Source organism: Streptomyces sp. NRRL S-31, from assembly GCF_000718775.1.
In the GTDB taxonomy this organism is placed as follows: domain Bacteria; phylum Actinomycetota; class Actinomycetes; order Streptomycetales; family Streptomycetaceae; genus Streptomyces.
On sequence record NZ_JOCB01000027.1, the window covers coordinates 17,629 to 33,029 of the forward strand.

Genomic DNA, 15,401 nt, shown 5'->3' on the forward strand with positions numbered 1-15,401 from the left:
TGCGGGGCCAGCAGGGGCCCGGGCGGGTCGCCGCCCCGCGCACCCTTGACAGTGCGTGCGAGCGCGTCAAACCTGGGCGCAGAGCCGCTTTGGCCCAGGGAGGCGAGGATGCCCGCTGCCCGGGAATCGTTGTTGGACGCCGCCCGCCGGGCACTCGCGCGCCGGCCGTGGTCCGCGGTGCGGATGGTGGACGTGGCCGCGTCGGCCGGGGTCTCCCGGCAGACCCTGTACAACGAGTTCGGCAGCAAGGACGGCCTGGCCCGGGCGCTGGTGCGGCGGGAGGCCGACGGCTATCTCGCCGGTGTCGAGCGGGCCCTGGCCGGACCCGCCGGGGCGTCGGACCGGCTCACCGCCGCCGCCGAGTGGACGGCCGCCGCCGCCCGCGACAGCGCGCTGGTACGGGCCATGCTCACCGGTTGCTGGACCGAGCGGCTGCCGCCCCCGCCGCTCGCCGCCGCGCCCTCCGCCTCCGTGGTGCCGGCGCAGCGCCGCGCGGACCGGCCGCTGCCGGAGCCCGGCGACTTCGTGCGGATCGTCCGGGACCGCGCGGCGGCGGTGCTGGCCGGTCCCGGCGCCACGCCGGACGACACCGCCGTACTGCTCCGCTCCTGCGAACTGGTCGTCCGGCTCGCGCTGTCCTGCGTGGCGGCGCCGCCCGCGGAGGGCGGGGTGGCGGAGCTGGTCCGGGCGGTGCTCCCGCGGCACGTGGTGTGAGAGCCGGCACCCGGCGTGAGGTCCGGTGTCCGGTGTCCGGTGCGCGAGCCGGTGTCCGCTGTGCGGGCCGGTGTCCGCTGGGACGTCCGGTGTCCGCCGTGCGGGCCGGCCCGCGGCTACTTCTTCAGCCAGCCCACCTTCGTGTAGTCCACGTCGGCCAGTCCCTCCGCGCCCAGGTTCGCCAGGTTCGCGCGGACGGCGAGGATCTCCGGGCGCTGGTACAGCTCGATGGAGTGGCCGAGCCGCCAGATCTCCCGGTCCGCCTCGTTGTAGAGCCGGGCGGCGGCCGTCGGGTCGGTGGTCCCGCCGGCCTTCTTCAGCAGTGCGTCGACCTTGGGGGAGCCGACCGCGCCGAAGTTCTGGAAGAGGTTGCCCCCGGCGGGCTGCTGGAAGGTCGAGGCGAGCATCGTCTGGTACACGGCGTCGACGTTGCGGAAGCTCGTGAGGTCGAAGTTGCCCTTGTTGACGAACTCGTTGAAGTAGTCGTTCGCCGGCACCTTCCTCAGCTCGACCTTCACCCCGGCGGCGGCCAACTGCTGCTGCACGAGTTCGGCCTGGTCCAACTGGGCGCTGGTGCTGCCGGAGCTGAGGACGTAGTCGAGGGTGAGCGGCTTGCCGCCCTTGGTGCGCGGCTTGCCCTCGCCGTTGTCCTTCCAGCCGGCCGCGTCGAGCAGCTTCTTCGCCGCGTCGGGGTCGTAGGCGGCGTTCCCGCCGGTGGTGTCCTCGTACCCCCGCTGGTTGGGCATGAAGAAGTGGTTGTCGAGCGGCTTGAGTTCGAAGGACAGGTCCTGGGCGAACGCCTGGTTGATGCCCTTGCGGTCGACGGCGTGCTGGATCGCCTGCCGCACCCGCAGGTCCTTCAGCGGCCCGCGGCCGCCGTTGAGCGTGATGTGCACCTCGTCCCAGCGCGCGCCCCGCCGGATGTCCGTGCCCGGCGCCTTGACCAGTCGCTTGTAGTCCTCCGGCAGCAGCGCGGTGGTGTAGTCGATCTCCTTGTTCAGATAGGCGTCGGTGCGCGCGGGGAAGTCCAGGACGCGGTAGGTGATCGAGTCCAGCCGGGGCCTGGTGCCCCACCAGGCGGGGTCGGGGACGAGGGTGATGGTCTGAGCGGTCCTGTCGTACCGGCCGATCTTGAACGCGTTGCCGCTGACCGGCACCTTCTCGGCCCAGCTCTGGACGAACTCGCGCGGTGTGTCGATGTACGCGGCCGGGTACAGCGGGTCGAACAGCCGCTGCCAGTCGGCGTACGGCGCCTTGAAGGTGACCTTCACCGTGTGGGCGTCGCGGCCCTGTCCGACCTCGGAGATCTGGTCGTAGCCCGAGGTGTCGGCGGCCTCGTACGCCTTGTCGGAGCCGTTCAGCGCCTGCCACTGGGCGTGGAAGTCGTGCCAGCTCAGCGGCTTGCCGTCGGACCACTTGGCCTTGGGGTTCAGCCGGTACTCGACGACCTGGGGGCTGGTGGAGGTCACCTTCGCGGAGAGCAGGAAGTCCGGGTTGGCGTGATGGGCGCCCCGGGCGTCGGAGTCGAACAGGTCGGGCAGCACGGTCCGGGCGATGTCCTGGGCGTCACCCTGGGCACCGTCGACGGTGTTGACGTTGTACTGCGTGATCCACTGGCTGATCGCCGCCTTGAACGTGCCGCCCTGCCGGAGGTCGGACAGCGGGTGCGCGTTGATGTCCTGGCCGTCGACCCGGGGGGCCGCCGCCTTCTTCGGCTCGTGGTCCGAGCCGGAGGAGCCGCAGCCGGTCACCAGCAGCGCGGTGGCCGCGGTGGCGGCGATCCAGGCGGCGGTGGTGGTCTGGCGCATGTCGGGGTCCTTTGCGGGGTCGAAGGGCGGATGCGCCGAACGTAGAACGGCCCACGACGGCCATGGGAGGGCTCCCGGGTTACTGACATGTTCTCTTCACATTTCCGCAACACGGGGACCGGACCATTTCCCTGTGCCCTCCTACCTGGTCAAACGCCTCGGCTACCACGCCGTCCTGCTGCTGGCCGCCGTCTGCCTGTCGTATCTGCTGGCCTCGCTCGCGCTCGATCCGCGGTCCTACTACGAAGGCCGGCAGCCGCCCCTGTCACCCGCCGCCGTGGACCACCACCTCACCGCGCTCGGCGTCAACGACCACCAGTCGCTGCGCCGGCGCTTCCTGCACTGGGCGGGCCGGGCGTTCCTCCACGGCGACCTCGGCCGGACCATCGACGGCACCTCCGTGGGCGCCGAGTTCGGCCGCCGGATCGGCGTCAGCCTGCGACTGCTGCTCGCGGGCACCGTCCTCGGCACCGTCGGCGGAGTGCTCGCCGGCGCCTGGACGGCCGTACGGCAGTACCGGTTCAGCGACCGGGCGGTCACCGTCATCTCCTTCGCGCTGCTGTCCACGCCGGTGTTCCTGCTGGCCGTCCTGCTCAAGACCGGCGCGATCTGGTTCAACCAGACCACGGGCACCGACCTGATCCGCTTCACCGGCGAGAAGAGCCCGGGGGTGGACGGCGGCTTCTGGACGGTCCTGGGGGACCGGGCCGTGCACCTGCTGCTGCCCACGCTCTCCGTCGCCCTGTTCGCCGTCGCGGGCTACAGCCGCTACCAGCGCAGCACCATGCTCGACGTCCTCGGCTCCGACTACCTGCGCACCGCCCGCGCCAAGGGCCTCGGCCGCCGTGCCGTCCTGCTCCGGCACGGCCTGCGCACCGCCCTCATCCCCATGTCGACGTACTTCTCGTACGGCTTCCTCGCCCTGTTCACCGGCGCCACCTTCACCGAGACGATCTTCGGCTGGCACGGCATGGGCGAGTGGTTCGTGAACTCCATCGGCAAGAACGACGTCAACTCGGTCGTCGCCGTCAACATCTTCGCCGCCGTCACCGTGCTCCTCTCCGGCTTCCTCGCCGACCTGCTGCACGCCGCCCTCGACCCGCGCATCCGGAAGACCTCATGACCACGGCCACCCGCACGGAGCCGGCCGCCGCGCCGACCGGCCGCTCCGCCCTCGTCCTGCGCCGGTTCCTCGGCAACCGGCCCGCGCTCGCCGGCGCCGTCGTCCTCGTCCTGCTCTTCCTCCTCGCCTTCCTGGGGCCGTACCTCACCCCCTGGTCCTACAGTCACATCGACTACGGCGCCCTGCGCTCCGCGCCCGGCCCCGACCACTGGTGGGGCACCAACCGGATCGGGCAGGACGTCTTCGCGCAGACCGCGCGCGGCTTGCAGAAGTCGCTGCTCATCGGATTGCTGGTGGCCGTGCTGGCCACCGGCCTCGCCTCGCTCGTCGGGGCCTGCGCCGGCTACTTCGGCGGCTGGACCGACCGGCTGCTGATGTTCTGGGTCGACCTGCTCCTCGTCTTCCCGTCCTTCCTGATCATCGCGATCGTCTCGCCCCGGCTGCGCTCCGGCGGCTGGGTCGCCTTCGTCGCGCTGCTCACCGTCTTCGCGTGGATGATCACCGCCCGGGTGGTCCGCTCCATGACCCTGTCCCTCAAGGAGCGTGAATTCGTGCGCGCCGCGCGCTACATGGGCGTCGGACCGTTCCGGATCATCTGGCGGCACGTACTGCCGAACGTGGCCTCCTTCCTCATCATCGACGCGACCATCCAGGTCGGCGGCGCCGTGATGAGCGAGACCGCGCTGTCCTACTTCGGCTTCGGCGTACAGCCGCCCGACGTGTCCCTCGGCACGCTGATCGCCTCCGGCACCGGCGCGGCGATCACCTACCCGTGGATGTTCTTCTTCGCCGCCGGTCTGCTGGTCGTCTTCGTCCTCGCCGTCAACCTCGTCGGTGACGGCCTGCGGGACGCCCTCGACCCGACCAGCGAGCGGACCGCCCGGTGAACCCGCTGCTCGACGTGCGGGACCTGGACGTCGACTTCGACGGCAGAGCGGCCGTACGGGGCGTGCGCCTGACGCTGGAACGCGGCGAAGTCCTCGGCCTGGTCGGCGAGTCCGGGTCCGGCAAGTCCGTCACCGCCCTCTCCGTCCTCGGGCTGCTGCCCCGCAACGCCACCGTGCGCGGCTCGGTCCGGCTCGACGGCACCGAACTGCTCGGCGCGGGCGAACGGGAGCTGACCCGGATCCGGGGCGACCGCGTGGCGATGGTCTTCCAGGACCCGCTGTCCGCGTTCACCCCGGTGTACCGCGTCGGCGACCAGATCGCCGAGGCCGTCCGCGCCCACCGGGACGTCGGCCGCGCGCGGGCCCGGGCGCGGGCCGTGGAACTGCTCGACCTCGTCGGCATCCCCGAACCCGCGCTGCGCGCCCGGGCGTTCCCGCACGAGTTCTCCGGCGGCATGCGCCAGCGCGCCATGATCGCCATGGCGATGGCGGGCGAGCCCGACCTCATCCTCGCCGACGAGCCCACCACCGCCCTGGACGTCACCATCCAGGCGCAGATCCTCGACGTGCTGGACACCGCCCGGCGGGAGACCGGCGCGGCCGTCCTGCTGGTCAGCCACGACCTCGGCGTCATCGCCGGCATGGCCGACCGGGTCGCCGTGATGCGGGACGGACGGGTGGTCGAGCAGGGCACGGCCCGCGAGGTCTTCCACCACCCACGCGAGCCCTACACCCGGCAACTCCTCGCCGCCGTCCCGCGCATCGACACCCCGCGCGCGTCCCGGCCGCCGACGGGGGAGACGGTGCTGAAGGTCCGCGGCCTCACCCGCACCTTCCCCGTGTGGAAGGGCACCGTCGCCAAGCGCCGCACCGGCACGGTGTACGCCGTCGACGGCGTCGACCTCGACATCCGGCGCGGCGAGACCCTCGCGCTGGTCGGGGAGTCCGGGTCCGGGAAGTCGACCACCCTCTTCGAACTGCTCGAACTCGCCGCGCCCGAGGGCGGGACCGCGGAGCTGTTCGGGCAGCGGCTCGGCAGCCTCGGCAAGGCCGGGACGAAGGCACTGCGCCGCCGCGTCCAGATCGTCTTCCAGGACCCGATGGCCTCCCTCGACCCCCGGATGCCGGTCGGCGACATCATCGCGGAGCCGCTGCGCACCCAGGGCGCCGACCGGGCCGCCGTCGCCCGCCGCGTGCCCGAACTGCTCGCCCAGGTCGGTCTGGACCCGGCGCACGCCGACCGGTTCCCGCACGAGTTCTCCGGCGGGCAGCGCCAGCGGATCGGCATCGCCCGCGCCCTCTCCGTCGCCCCCGAACTGCTCGTCCTGGACGAACCCGTCTCCGCCCTCGACGTCTCCGTCCAGGCGGAGGTGCTGGACCTGCTCCGGCGGCTGAAGGAGGAGCTGGGGCTCGCCTACCTGTTCGTCTCCCACGACCTGTCCGTGGTCCGCAACATCGCCGACCGCGTCAGCGTGGTCTACCTCGGCCGCACGGTCGAGGCCGGCCCGGTCGACGAGGTCTTCACCCGGCCCCGGCACCCGTACACCCAGGCCCTGCTCTCCGCCGTACCGCTGCCCGACCCCGAGCGCGAGCGGGAACGGCGGCGCTCACGCATCCTGCTCGCCGGGGACCCGCCGAGCCCCACCCGCCGCTACGACGGCTGCCGCTTCCGCACCCGCTGCCCGCTGTACGCCGAGCTGACGGTGGACGAACAGAAGCGCTGCGCCCACGACACGCCCGTGTTCGAGGGCGACGGCACGGCCTGCCACTTCCCCCGCCCACGCACGGTGCTGTGAGCCCCGGCGGGTGACGTCGGTGCGGGTCCCTCGCCGGGGCTCACCCGTGCGTCTCACCGCTGCGTCTCACCCGTGCGCGGAGCCCGAGAGCTGGAGGCCGATCACGCCGATGATGACCAGGCTGATGGAGACGATCTTCAGGGTGGACACCAGGTCGCCGAGGAAGACCATGCCGTAGATCGCGGTGCCCGCCGCGCCGATGCCGGTCCACACCGCGTAGGCGGGGCCGACGTCCAGCTTGCGCAGGGACAGGGTCAGCAGACCGAAGCTGCCCAGGGCGAACGACGCGAAGGCGATCGTCGGCCACAGGCGCGTGAACCCGTGTGAGAGCTTCAGGCACACGGCGAAACCGGTCTCCAGAATCCCGGCCACTATGACCAGCAGCCACGCCATGTGTGGTCCTCCCGTTGGGTCCGGATCTCCGGCTCGGTGCGATTATGCACTTACCGGACCGACGCCCGGGCAAACAACGCGGGACTCAGTCGCCCTCCCTGCGCTCCCGCGTGGCCAGCAGCCGACGCAGGGAGTACAGCCGCGCCGGGTCCGCGTGCCCGTCCGCCACCCACGCGTCCAGCGCGCAGTCCGGCTCGTCGTGGCTGCACGCGCGCGGGCAGTTCACCGTGCCGGGTTCGAGGTCCGGGAAGGCGTGGATCACCCGGGACGGGTCGATGTGCGCGAGCCCGAACGAGCGGACGCCCGGGGTGTCGACGACCCAGCCGCCGTCCCCGCTCAGCGGCAGCGCCAACGCGGACGTCGTGGTGTGCCGGCCCCGCCCGGTGACCGCGTTCACATGTCCCGTCGAACGCCGGCGCTCCACGGGGACGAGCGCGTTGACCAGGGTCGTCTTGCCGACGCCCGAGTGGCCCACGAACGCTGTGACCCGGCCGTCCAGATGCGCGCGCACCCGCTCCGCCGCGTCCCCGTTCTCCAACTCCTCGCGACTGGTCACGACGTACGGGATGTCCAGGTCGCCGTAGAGCTCCAGCAGCTTGTCCGGCGGGGCCAGGTCCGACTTGGTCATCACCAGCAGCGGTTCCAGACCGCCGTCGTAGGCCGCGACCAGGCAGCGGTCGATGAGCCGGGGCCGCGGCTCCGGATCGGCCAGGGCGGTCACGACGGCCAGCTGGTCGGCGTTGGCGACGACCACCCGCTCGTACGGATCGTCGTCGTCGGCCGTGCGGCGCAGCACCGACGTCCGCTCCTCGATGCGGACGATCCGCGCCAGGGTGTCCTTCGCGCCGGAAAGATCGCCGACCAGGGCGACCCGGTCGCCGACCACGGCCGCCTTGCGGCCCAGCTCACGGGCCTTCATCGCGGTCACGGCCCGGTCGTCCACCAGGCAGGTCAGCCGCCCCCGGTCGACGGTGAGGACCATGCCCTCGGCCGCGTCCTCGTGCTTGGGCCGGATGTTCGTCCGCGGCCGGTTGCCCTTGCGGTTGGGACGGCTGCGGATGTCGTCCTCGTCGGTGTGCTTGCCGTAGCGGCGCATGACGTACGTCCCTACTGCCCGAGCATCCCGGTCCACAGCCCGGGGAAGTCCGGCAGGGTCTTCGCGGTCGTCGCCACGTTCTCGATCCGCACGCCCTCGACGGCGAGACCGATGACCGCTCCGGCCGTCGCCATGCGGTGGTCCTCGTAGGTGTGGAAGGTCCCGCCGTGCAGCGGACGCGGGCGGATGTGCAGGCCGTCGGCCGTCTCCGTGACGTCACCGCCCAGCTCGTTGATCTCCTTGGTGAGCGCGGCCAGCCGGTCCGTCTCGTGCAGTCGCAGGTGCGCCACGCCCCGCAGGGTGGACGGCGAGTCGGCGAGCGCGGCCACCGCCGCGATCCCCGGGGTCAGCTCGCCCACGTCGCCCAGGTCCACGTCGACGCCGTGGATCGCACCCGAACCGGTGAACTCCAGGCCGTGGTCGGTGAGTCGGCAGGAGCCGCCCATCTCGGTGAAGATCTCCCGGAGCCGGTCACCCGGCTGCGTGGTGCGGGCCGGCCAGTCCGGGATCAGCACCTTGCCACCGGTGACCAGGGCCGCCGCCAGGAACGGCTGCGCGTTGGACAGGTCCGGCTCGACGGTCAGGTCCCGGCCGAGCAGCGCGCCCGGCGTCACCCGCCACACGTTCGGCTCGCCGCCCGACTCCGGGGTGTCGACCTGGGCGCCGACCGCGCGCAGCATGTCCACCGTCATCCGGATGTGCGGCAGCGAGGGCAGCGAGGCGCCGGTGTGGCGCACCTCGACACCCTGGTTGTAACGGGGGCCGGAGAGCAGCAGCGCCGAGACGAACTGCGAGGAGGACGAGGCGTCGATCGACACCCGGCCGCCGTCCAGGGCCCCGCCGCCGTGCACGGTCAGCGGCAGCGCGCCCCGGCCCTCGTCGTCGATCCGGGCGCCGAGCGTGCGCAGCGCGTCGATCACGCCGTCGAGAGGGCGCTCGTAGGACCGCGGGTCCCCGTCGAACCGGACCGGGCCGTCGGCCAGCGCGGCCACCGGCGGCAGGAAGCGCATCACCGTGCCCGCGTTGCCCACGTCGACCGTGGCCGGGCCGCGCAGCCCGGTGGGCAGCACCCGCCACGCCTCGCCGGTGCCGTCGGGGCCGACCCCTTCCTCGATCTCCACGCCCATGGCGCGCAGGGCGCCGGCCATCAGCAGGGTGTCGCGGGAGCGCAGCGGGCGGCGCAGCCAGCCCGGCTCGGAGGCCAGGGCGGCGAGGACGAGGGCGCGGTTGGTGACCGACTTGGACCCCGGCACGTGGACCGTCGCGTCGACGGCCCCGCTCGCGTGCGGGGCGGGCCAGAGGGCGGTGGAGGCGGTGTTCGGGGCCATGGGGCCACTGTATAAGGACGGCGCGGGGTCAACCTTCCAGCAGCCAGCGGCCCCCGCCGATCAGCGAGCACAGGGACACGGCGTGGAACAGGAACAGCCACAGGCCCGCCGGTACGTGCGTCAGCCGCGACAGCTGGTCCGCGTCCGAGTCCCCGGCACCGCCCCGCGACCGCTTCGCCTGGAGCTCGAACGGCGGCCGGACCCCGCCGAGCAGCAGGAACCACACCACCGCGTACGCGAACGCGGCCTGCACCTGCGGTCCCGCCAGCCAGGACACCAGCAGGAACATCCCGCCCGCGAGGACCACGGTCAGCACGCCGTAGGCGTTGCGGATCATCACCAGCATCGCCACCAGCAGGGCGGTGGCCGCCCACAGCAGCAGGGTGATGCGGCCGGTGGCCAGCAGCGCGGCCCCGCCGAGCCCCAGCAGGGAGGGGGCCGTGTACCCCGCGGCGGCCGTGAGGATCATGCCGATCCCGTACGGCTTGCCCCGGCTCACCGTGAGCCCGCTGGTGTCGGAGTGCAGCCGGATGCCGGTGAGCTGCCGGCCGGTGAGCAGGGCGACCAGGCCGTGGCCGCCCTCGTGCGCGATGGTGATCGCGTTGCGGGATATCCGCCACAGCGGGTGCGGGACCACGACGGCGAGCGCGGCGGCCACCGTGGCGAACACCACCCAGGTGCCGGGGTCCGGCTGGGTGCCCGTGAGCCGGTCCCAGAGGTCGGGCAGCGCGGTGGCGGCGAGGCTGTCCATGGTGCGAGGTGGCTCCTGTCGTCCTGCGGAGTCTGGCAGTGTGGCACGTATGTGCGGACGGTATGCATCGAGTCGTGGGCCCGGGGATCTCGCGGGAATCTTCGGGGTCGAGAAGTGGGAGCCCGCGGAGAGCCTGGGACCGGACTACAACGTGGCGCCGACCAAGGAGGTCCACGCCGTCCTCGACCGCCCTCTGAAAGACGCGGACTCCTCGCGTCCGGTTCGCCAGCTGCGCACGCTCAGGTGGGGCCTGGTCCCGTCCTGGTCCAAGACGCCCGAGGGCGGCGCCCGCATGATCAACGCCCGCGCGGAGACCGTGCACGAGAAGCCCGCCTACCGGCGTGCCTTCGCCGCCCGCCGCTGCATCCTGCCCGCCGACGGCTACTACGAGTGGGTCACCGGCGAGCAGGAGCGGCAGCTGGAGGTCGAGGGCCGGAAGAAGCGCCCCCGCAAGCAGCCGTACTTCGTACTGCCCGCCGACGGCTCGGTGTTCGCGATGGCGGGCCTGTACGAGTTCTGGCGCGACCGGACCCTGCCCGACGACCACCCGCGGGCCTGGTGGGTGACCTGCTCGGTGATCACCACCGAGGCCGAGCGGACCCCGCTGGCCGTCGCCCCCGCCGACGGCCCGCGCTCCCTCGCCGACATCCACCCCCGGATGCCGCTGATGCTCACCCCCGACCGCTGGGACGCCTGGCTCGACCCCTCCCGCACCGACCCCGACGACCTGCGCCACCTGCTCGCCCCGCCGCCGGCCGGACTGATGCGCGCCTACCCGGTCCCCACCGCCGTCAGCAACGTCCGCAACAACGGCCCGGAGCTGCTGAAGGAGCTGGAGGCACCGGAGGAGGGCACACTCTTCTGACATGAGCGAGATCGTCGAGACGGACGCCGGCGCGGCCCGCGTCACCTGGCACGAGGCGAGGAAGGCCCGGCTGGTGCTGGCCGTCGGCCATGGCGCCGGCGGCGGCATCGAGGCGCGCGACCTGCGGGCGCTCGCCGAGACGCTCCCGGAGTACGGCGTGACCGTCGCCCTCGTCGAACAGCCCTGGCGGGTCGCCGGCAAGAAGGTCGCGCCCGCGCCGAAGACCCTGGACGCCGGCTGGCGCGGGGTGTGGCCCGCGCTCACCCGGCCCGGGCTGCCGGTGATCTCCGGCGGCCGCAGCGCCGGGGCGCGGGTCGCCTGCCGTACGGCGGCCGAGCTGGGCGCGCACGCCGTGCTCGCCCTGAGCTTCCCGCTGCATCCGCCGGGCAGGCCGGAGAAGTCCCGCGCCGGGGAGCTGCTGGGTGCCGGGGTGCCCACCCTGGTCGTCCAGGGCGGCAACGACCCCTTCGGAAAGCCGGAGGAGTTCCCGGAGGGCGCTTTCCGGCTGGTCGCGGTGGCGTCCGGCGATCACGGCTTCGCCGTGCCCAAGCGTGCGGAGACCACCCAGGAAGAGGCGCTGGAGACCGTCACCGGCGCGGTACGGGAGTGGACCGCGTCACTCGGGTGACGCGGGAATGTTGTGCGGCGGCCCGCTGTTGATCCGGACGGAAGTGCTGAACGCCTTGGCACCGATGTCGTAAGGAGAGGAAGTCCGCCGCATGGGTTCGACCATCAGCCCGAGCCGCAGCAGCCGTGCAGACTTGCACTGGACGGTGCTGCACGCGGCCAGGACCGCCCCCATTCGAGGAGCGGCGGGCGCGGGTGGTGTTCTATCCTCCGAAACGAGTAGGACCGGTTTCGGTCCTGCCCGGAATCTTGAGGAGGTGGGTCCGGTCACTGGGACCGACGCAGGGACCGACAACGGCCAGGCGGAGCTGCCCGAGGGTCAGAGCGCCGGCGCGCACGCGTCCGACGAGTCGAGCACGGAGCGCAGCACGCGCTTCGAGCGGGACGCGCTCGAGTTCCTCGACCAGATGTACTCGGCCGCGCTGCGCATGACGCGCAACCCGGCCGACGCCGAAGACCTGGTGCAGGAGACGTACGCCAAGGCGTACGCGTCCTTCCACCAGTTCCGCGAGGGCACCAACCTCAAGGCGTGGCTGTACCGGATCCTGACCAACACCTTCATCAACTCGTACCGCAAGAAGCAGCGCGAACCCCAGCGCAGCGCGGCCGAGGAGATCGAGGACTGGCAGCTGGCGCGCGCCGAGTCGCACATGTCGACGGGTCTGCGCTCCGCCGAGTCGCAGGCGCTCGACCACCTGCCCGACTCGGACGTGAAGGAAGCCTTGCAGGCGATCCCCGAGGAGTTCCGCATCGCCGTCTATCTCGCGGACGTCGAGGGCTTTGCCTACAAGGAGATCGCGGACATCATGGGGACACCCATCGGTACGGTGATGTCCCGGCTGCACCGGGGCCGTCGTCAGCTGCGCGGAATGCTGGAGGACTACGCCCGTGAGCGCGGGCTGGTCCCGGCGGGCGCCGGAGAGTCGAACGAAGCGAAAGGTTCGGGCTCATGAGCTGCGGAGAGCCGCACGACACGGACTGCGGTGAGGTCCTCGACCACCTGTACGAGTTCCTCGACAGCGAGATGCCGGACGTCGACCGCGACAAGTTCCAGCACCACTTCGAGGAATGCTCGCCGTGCCTGGAGAAGTACGGCTTGGAGCAGGCCGTGAAGAAGCTGGTCAAGCGGTGCTGCGGACATGACGACGTGCCCGCCGACCTGCGGGCCAAGGTCATGGGCCGGATCGATCTGATCCGCTCCGGCCAGACCGTGCCGGAGCACGACATGGCCAGGGCCCCGAAGGCGCCCCAGGAGTCCTGACACGCCGGGTCCAATCACCCGAACGTGCTAATCCTCAGGTCATAGACCCCGAACCGGCCGATCCCCGTCCTAGGCTCCGAGCCCGGACAGGCACGGTCGGGGAGGGGCGCGATGGACGCGGTACCGGCGAGGGCACGCGGCTATGTGGCCGCTGTGGCAGCCCTGTCGGCCGCCCTCTGCCTGCCACCCCTGCCGGCCACTCCCGCCGCCTGGGCGGCGCCGGTCCTGCTGGCCGTGCTCTACGCGGCCGGTGAGCACGCCGTGCACCGCCGCTTCGGCGGCACCTTCTACCCCGTGCTCCTCGCCGGCGCGTTCCTGCTGCCCCCGTCGGCCGCCGCGCTCGTCGCGGTGCCCGCCGGACTGCTCTCCCCGGTCGACCACCGGCCCGCCCTGACCCGGCGCGTGTGGCGAGCCGCGCGGCCCGCGCTCGCCGTGTGGGCCGCCGCCCGGGTGCACGGGGCGTTCGGCGGCCGGGACGCCGTCGCCGCCTCCGACTTCCCCTACGCCCTGCTGCCCGCCGGCGCGGCCGTCCTCGCCTTCTGCCTGGTCCTCACCGTGCTCGACGGAGGGCTGCGCGCGGCGGCCGGACCCGCGCCGCCGCGGCGGTCCTGGCACGGACCGCTGGCCCGCTCCCTCGCCCCCGTCGCGACGCACGGACTCGCCGGCCTGATGATGGCCGTGCTCTGGCGCAGCCCCTACGGACCCGTGTCCGCGCTGCTCGTGCTGCTGCCGATGTACGTCTCCTGGTGGGTGTTCGCCCAGTACCACCGCGAGCGCGCCGCCCACCAGGCCACCATCCGCGCCCTCGTGCAGGCCGTCGACATCAAGGACGGCTACACCCGCGGCCACAGCGAACGCGTCGGACAGGCATCCGTGCTGATCGCCCGCGAACTCGGCATGGACGACGACCGCGTCGAGGTGCTGCGCTTCGCCGGCATCCTGCACGACGTCGGCAAGCTGGGCGTCCCCACCCGGCTGCTGCGCAAGGACGGTCCGCTCACCCCGGAGGAACGGCGGATCATCGAACTGCACCCGGAGTACGGCCACGAGATGGTCCGCGGGATCTCCTTCCTCGGCGAGGCCCGCAAGGCCATCCTCCACCACCACGAGCGCCTCGACGGCAGCGGCTACCCCTACGGCCTGGCCGGCGACGGGATCCCCGAGTGCGCCCGGATCGTCGCCGTCGCCGACGCCTTCGACGCCATGACCTCCACCCGCTCCTACAGTCGGGCCCGCCCGGTCGCGGCGGCCGTCGCCGAGCTGGAGCGGTGCGCCGGGGCGCACTTCGACCCCCGCATGGTCGGCGCGCTCGTCCGCGCCCTGCGCCGCACCGGCTGGCACCCGGCGGTCACCGCCGACGAACCGGCCCACCGCACCCCGCCCGCGCCCCGGAACCCGCACACCGGGGCGCACCGATGACCGTCCTGCGGCTCATCCACGGCACCGCCGCCCTCGTCGCGGCCGGCTCGCTCGCCCTCACCCTGGGGACCGGTCTGGCCGACCGGGGCGACGCGCTCGCCTTCGGCGTGCTCATAGCCGTCGGCGAGCTGGCCCGGTGGAACGACGCCCAGGCACGCCAGGCCGCGCCCCTCGGCGCCGCCGGCTCCCTGTCGTACGCCCTGCTGGGCGCCGACGACGGGCGGCCCAGCCAGCACGACGCCGCCCAGGTGGTCACCGTCGTCCTCGTCGCCGCGCTGCTCGGCGCCGTCCCGCACATCTGGTCCGGCCGCGGCGCCACCGGCGACCACCTGGCCCGCCGCGTCCTCACCGTCGGCTTCGCCGCCGTCTGCTTCCAACCCCTCTACAACGCGGGCGTCTTCGCCTCCTGGAGCGGCCCCGCCTACGCCCTGCTGCTGCTCACCCTGCTCGCCCTCACCTGTCTGTGCGGCGCCGTGCTGGCCGCCGCGCTGGCCCACTGCCGCACCGGCTGGCCGTTCGGCCCGCTGCTGCGGGAGGAGCTGCGCGGGCTGCTCGGCATCGGCTCCGCCGTCGTCGCGACCGGCGCGGTGATGGCGCTCGCGGTCGCCGTCGTCGGCCTGTGGGCGCTGCCCGTGTTCTGCCTGCCCCTGCTGCTCGTCCAGCTGTCCCTGCACCGTTACGCCGCCGTCCGCGCCACCTACCGGCAGACCATCGCCTCCCTGGCCCGCGCCACCGAGATCGCCGGCTGCACCCCCGCCGGGCACGCCCGGCGCGTCGCCGCGCTCAGCGTCGCCGTCGGCCGGGACCTCGGGCTGACCCGCCCGGAGCTGACCGTCCTGGAGTACGCGGCGCTGATGCACGACATCGGACAGCTCAGCCTGGTCGACCCGGTCCCGGCCGGGGCCACCGCCGGCCTGCCCGCCGCGGAGCAGCGGCGCATCGCCCTGCTCGGCGGGGCCGTCGTCCGGCAGACCGGCGTCGACCCGGCCGTCGCCGTCGTCGTGGAGCGGCAGGCCGAGAGCTGCCCCGGGCAGCCGGTCGCCGCCCGGATCGTCCGGGCCGTCAACGCCTACGAGGAGAAGAGCCGGGAGGCCGGCCCCGAGGGCCCGCTGCGGGCGCTGGAGGAGCTGCGGCTCGGCACCGCCGGCGACTACGCTCCCGAGGTCGTGGAGTCGCTCGGCCGGGTACTGGCCCAGGCCCAGGGCGCGCGGGGGCGGATGCCGGTGAGACGAACGGGACTGTCTGACCCGGCGCCCGGCTGGGTAACCCATGGGTAATGAGCGCCTTTCCCGCCGTACGTGGTTGGATGCGAGGGAGAGGGTGTCCGGGGGCA

Annotated in this window: 15 protein-coding genes; 10 read left to right on the forward strand and 5 right to left on the reverse strand. The window is 73.0% G+C overall.

Features of this window, described 5'->3' with window-relative positions; all coding sequences use genetic code 11:
* Window positions 1-108 precede the first annotated feature (108 nt).
* Entirely contained in the window at window positions 109-714 is a 606-nt protein-coding gene (locus tag IF37_RS0113210) for a TetR/AcrR family transcriptional regulator (protein ID WP_030741113.1), read from the forward strand.
* Between the two features lie 116 nt (window positions 715-830).
* Here IF37_RS0113210 and IF37_RS0113215 read toward each other — a convergent pair whose 3' ends face one another.
* Window positions 831-2,522: an ABC transporter family substrate-binding protein gene (locus IF37_RS0113215; protein ID WP_030741115.1), complete on the reverse strand. Its 1,692-nt coding sequence runs from the start codon at window positions 2,520-2,522 to the stop codon at window positions 831-833.
* A 133-nt stretch (window positions 2,523-2,655) separates the two neighbouring features.
* Here IF37_RS0113215 and IF37_RS0113220 point away from each other — a divergent pair, with 133 nt between their 5' ends.
* Genes IF37_RS0113220 through IF37_RS0113230 form a run of 3 tightly spaced genes read left to right on the forward strand, consistent with a single transcriptional unit; the run spans window position 2,656 to window position 6,328 of the window.
* The gene (locus IF37_RS0113220; protein ID WP_030741117.1) at window positions 2,656-3,645 is read left to right on the forward strand and encodes an ABC transporter permease; all 990 of its coding nucleotides are present in this window, start codon (window positions 2,656-2,658) and stop codon (window positions 3,643-3,645) included.
* Window positions 3,642-4,532, forward strand: a complete 891-nt coding sequence (locus IF37_RS0113225) for an ABC transporter permease (RefSeq protein ID WP_030741119.1) — start codon at window positions 3,642-3,644, stop codon at window positions 4,530-4,532. Before IF37_RS0113220 ends, IF37_RS0113225 begins: the two co-directional genes overlap by 4 nt.
* Entirely contained in the window at window positions 4,529-6,328 is a 1,800-nt protein-coding gene (locus IF37_RS0113230) for an ABC transporter ATP-binding protein (RefSeq protein ID WP_030741121.1), read from the forward strand. The genes IF37_RS0113225 and IF37_RS0113230 overlap by 4 nt, the downstream gene beginning before the upstream one ends.
* Window positions 6,329-6,394: 66 nt before the next feature.
* Here the strand turns inward: IF37_RS0113230 and IF37_RS0113235 are convergent, their stop codons facing one another.
* The 4 genes from IF37_RS0113235 to IF37_RS0113250 all read right to left on the reverse strand — a co-directional run bounded on the left by IF37_RS0113235 (window position 6,395) and on the right by IF37_RS0113250 (window position 9,896).
* Window positions 6,395-6,721 (reverse strand): multidrug efflux SMR transporter, encoded by a 327-nt coding sequence (locus tag IF37_RS0113235; RefSeq protein WP_030741123.1) that lies wholly within the window; start codon window positions 6,719-6,721, stop codon window positions 6,395-6,397.
* 85 nt (window positions 6,722-6,806) lie between these two features.
* A complete protein-coding gene (gene rsgA, locus IF37_RS0113240) occupies window positions 6,807-7,817 on the reverse strand; it encodes a ribosome small subunit-dependent GTPase A (RefSeq protein ID WP_030741125.1) in 1,011 nt (336 codons plus the stop codon).
* Between the two features lie 11 nt (window positions 7,818-7,828).
* A complete protein-coding gene (gene aroA, locus IF37_RS0113245) occupies window positions 7,829-9,145 on the reverse strand; it encodes a 3-phosphoshikimate 1-carboxyvinyltransferase (RefSeq protein ID WP_030741127.1) in 1,317 nt (438 codons plus the stop codon).
* A gap of 28 nt (window positions 9,146-9,173) precedes the next feature.
* Entirely contained in the window at window positions 9,174-9,896 is a 723-nt protein-coding gene (locus IF37_RS0113250; RefSeq protein ID WP_030741131.1) for a M50 family metallopeptidase, read from the reverse strand.
* A gap of 49 nt (window positions 9,897-9,945) precedes the next feature.
* On the opposite strand from IF37_RS0113250, the gene IF37_RS0113255 reads away from it, so the two are divergent.
* The 6 genes from IF37_RS0113255 (at window position 9,946) to IF37_RS0113285 (ending at window position 15,345) form a co-directional block, all read left to right on the forward strand.
* On the forward strand, window positions 9,946-10,761 hold the full coding sequence (locus IF37_RS0113255) for an SOS response-associated peptidase (RefSeq protein WP_030741133.1): 816 nt from the start codon (window positions 9,946-9,948) through the stop codon (window positions 10,759-10,761).
* A gap of 1 nt (window position 10,762) precedes the next feature.
* Complete coding sequence (locus IF37_RS0113260) at window positions 10,763-11,389, forward strand: alpha/beta family hydrolase (RefSeq protein WP_030741135.1); 627 nt, start codon at window positions 10,763-10,765, stop codon at window positions 11,387-11,389.
* 256 nt (window positions 11,390-11,645) lie between these two features.
* Window positions 11,646-12,341, forward strand: coding sequence for a sigma-70 family RNA polymerase sigma factor (locus IF37_RS0113270; RefSeq protein ID WP_030741144.1), 696 nt, complete (start codon window positions 11,646-11,648; stop codon window positions 12,339-12,341).
* Window positions 12,338-12,649, forward strand: coding sequence for a mycothiol system anti-sigma-R factor (gene rsrA / locus IF37_RS0113275; RefSeq protein ID WP_030741147.1), 312 nt, complete (start codon window positions 12,338-12,340; stop codon window positions 12,647-12,649). The genes IF37_RS0113270 and rsrA overlap by 4 nt, the downstream gene beginning before the upstream one ends.
* Before the next feature lie 111 nt (window positions 12,650-12,760).
* Window positions 12,761-14,068, forward strand: coding sequence for an HD-GYP domain-containing protein (locus IF37_RS0113280; RefSeq protein WP_030741150.1), 1,308 nt, complete (start codon window positions 12,761-12,763; stop codon window positions 14,066-14,068).
* Entirely contained in the window at window positions 14,065-15,345 is a 1,281-nt protein-coding gene (locus tag IF37_RS0113285; RefSeq protein ID WP_030741152.1) for an HD-GYP domain-containing protein, read from the forward strand. The genes IF37_RS0113280 and IF37_RS0113285 overlap by 4 nt, the downstream gene beginning before the upstream one ends.
* The last annotated feature ends 56 nt before the right edge of the window (window positions 15,346-15,401 follow it).

Bases quoted from the DNA above. Each gene is read 5' to 3' on its own strand.
- IF37_RS0113280 (WP_030741150.1), top strand. From the start codon at position 12,761: ATGGACGCGGTACCGGCGAGGGCACGCGGCTATGTGGCCGCTGTGGCA.
- IF37_RS0113255 (WP_030741133.1), top strand. From the start codon at position 9,946: ATGTGCGGACGGTATGCATCGAGTCGTGGGCCCGGGGATCTCGCGGGA.
- IF37_RS0113250 (WP_030741131.1), bottom strand. From the start codon at position 9,896: ATGGACAGCCTCGCCGCCACCGCGCTGCCCGACCTCTGGGACCGGCTC.
- IF37_RS0113225 (WP_030741119.1), top strand. From the start codon at position 3,642: ATGACCACGGCCACCCGCACGGAGCCGGCCGCCGCGCCGACCGGCCGC.
- IF37_RS0113285 (WP_030741152.1), top strand. From the start codon at position 14,065: ATGACCGTCCTGCGGCTCATCCACGGCACCGCCGCCCTCGTCGCGGCC.
- IF37_RS0113235 (WP_030741123.1), bottom strand. From the start codon at position 6,721: ATGGCGTGGCTGCTGGTCATAGTGGCCGGGATTCTGGAGACCGGTTTC.
- IF37_RS0113215 (WP_030741115.1), bottom strand. From the start codon at position 2,522: ATGCGCCAGACCACCACCGCCGCCTGGATCGCCGCCACCGCGGCCACC.
- IF37_RS0113210 (WP_030741113.1), top strand. From the start codon at position 109: ATGCCCGCTGCCCGGGAATCGTTGTTGGACGCCGCCCGCCGGGCACTC.
- IF37_RS0113260 (WP_030741135.1), top strand. From the start codon at position 10,763: ATGAGCGAGATCGTCGAGACGGACGCCGGCGCGGCCCGCGTCACCTGG.
- rsrA (WP_030741147.1), top strand. From the start codon at position 12,338: ATGAGCTGCGGAGAGCCGCACGACACGGACTGCGGTGAGGTCCTCGAC.
- aroA (WP_030741127.1), bottom strand. From the start codon at position 9,145: ATGGCCCCGAACACCGCCTCCACCGCCCTCTGGCCCGCCCCGCACGCG.
- rsgA (WP_030741125.1), bottom strand. From the start codon at position 7,817: ATGCGCCGCTACGGCAAGCACACCGACGAGGACGACATCCGCAGCCGT.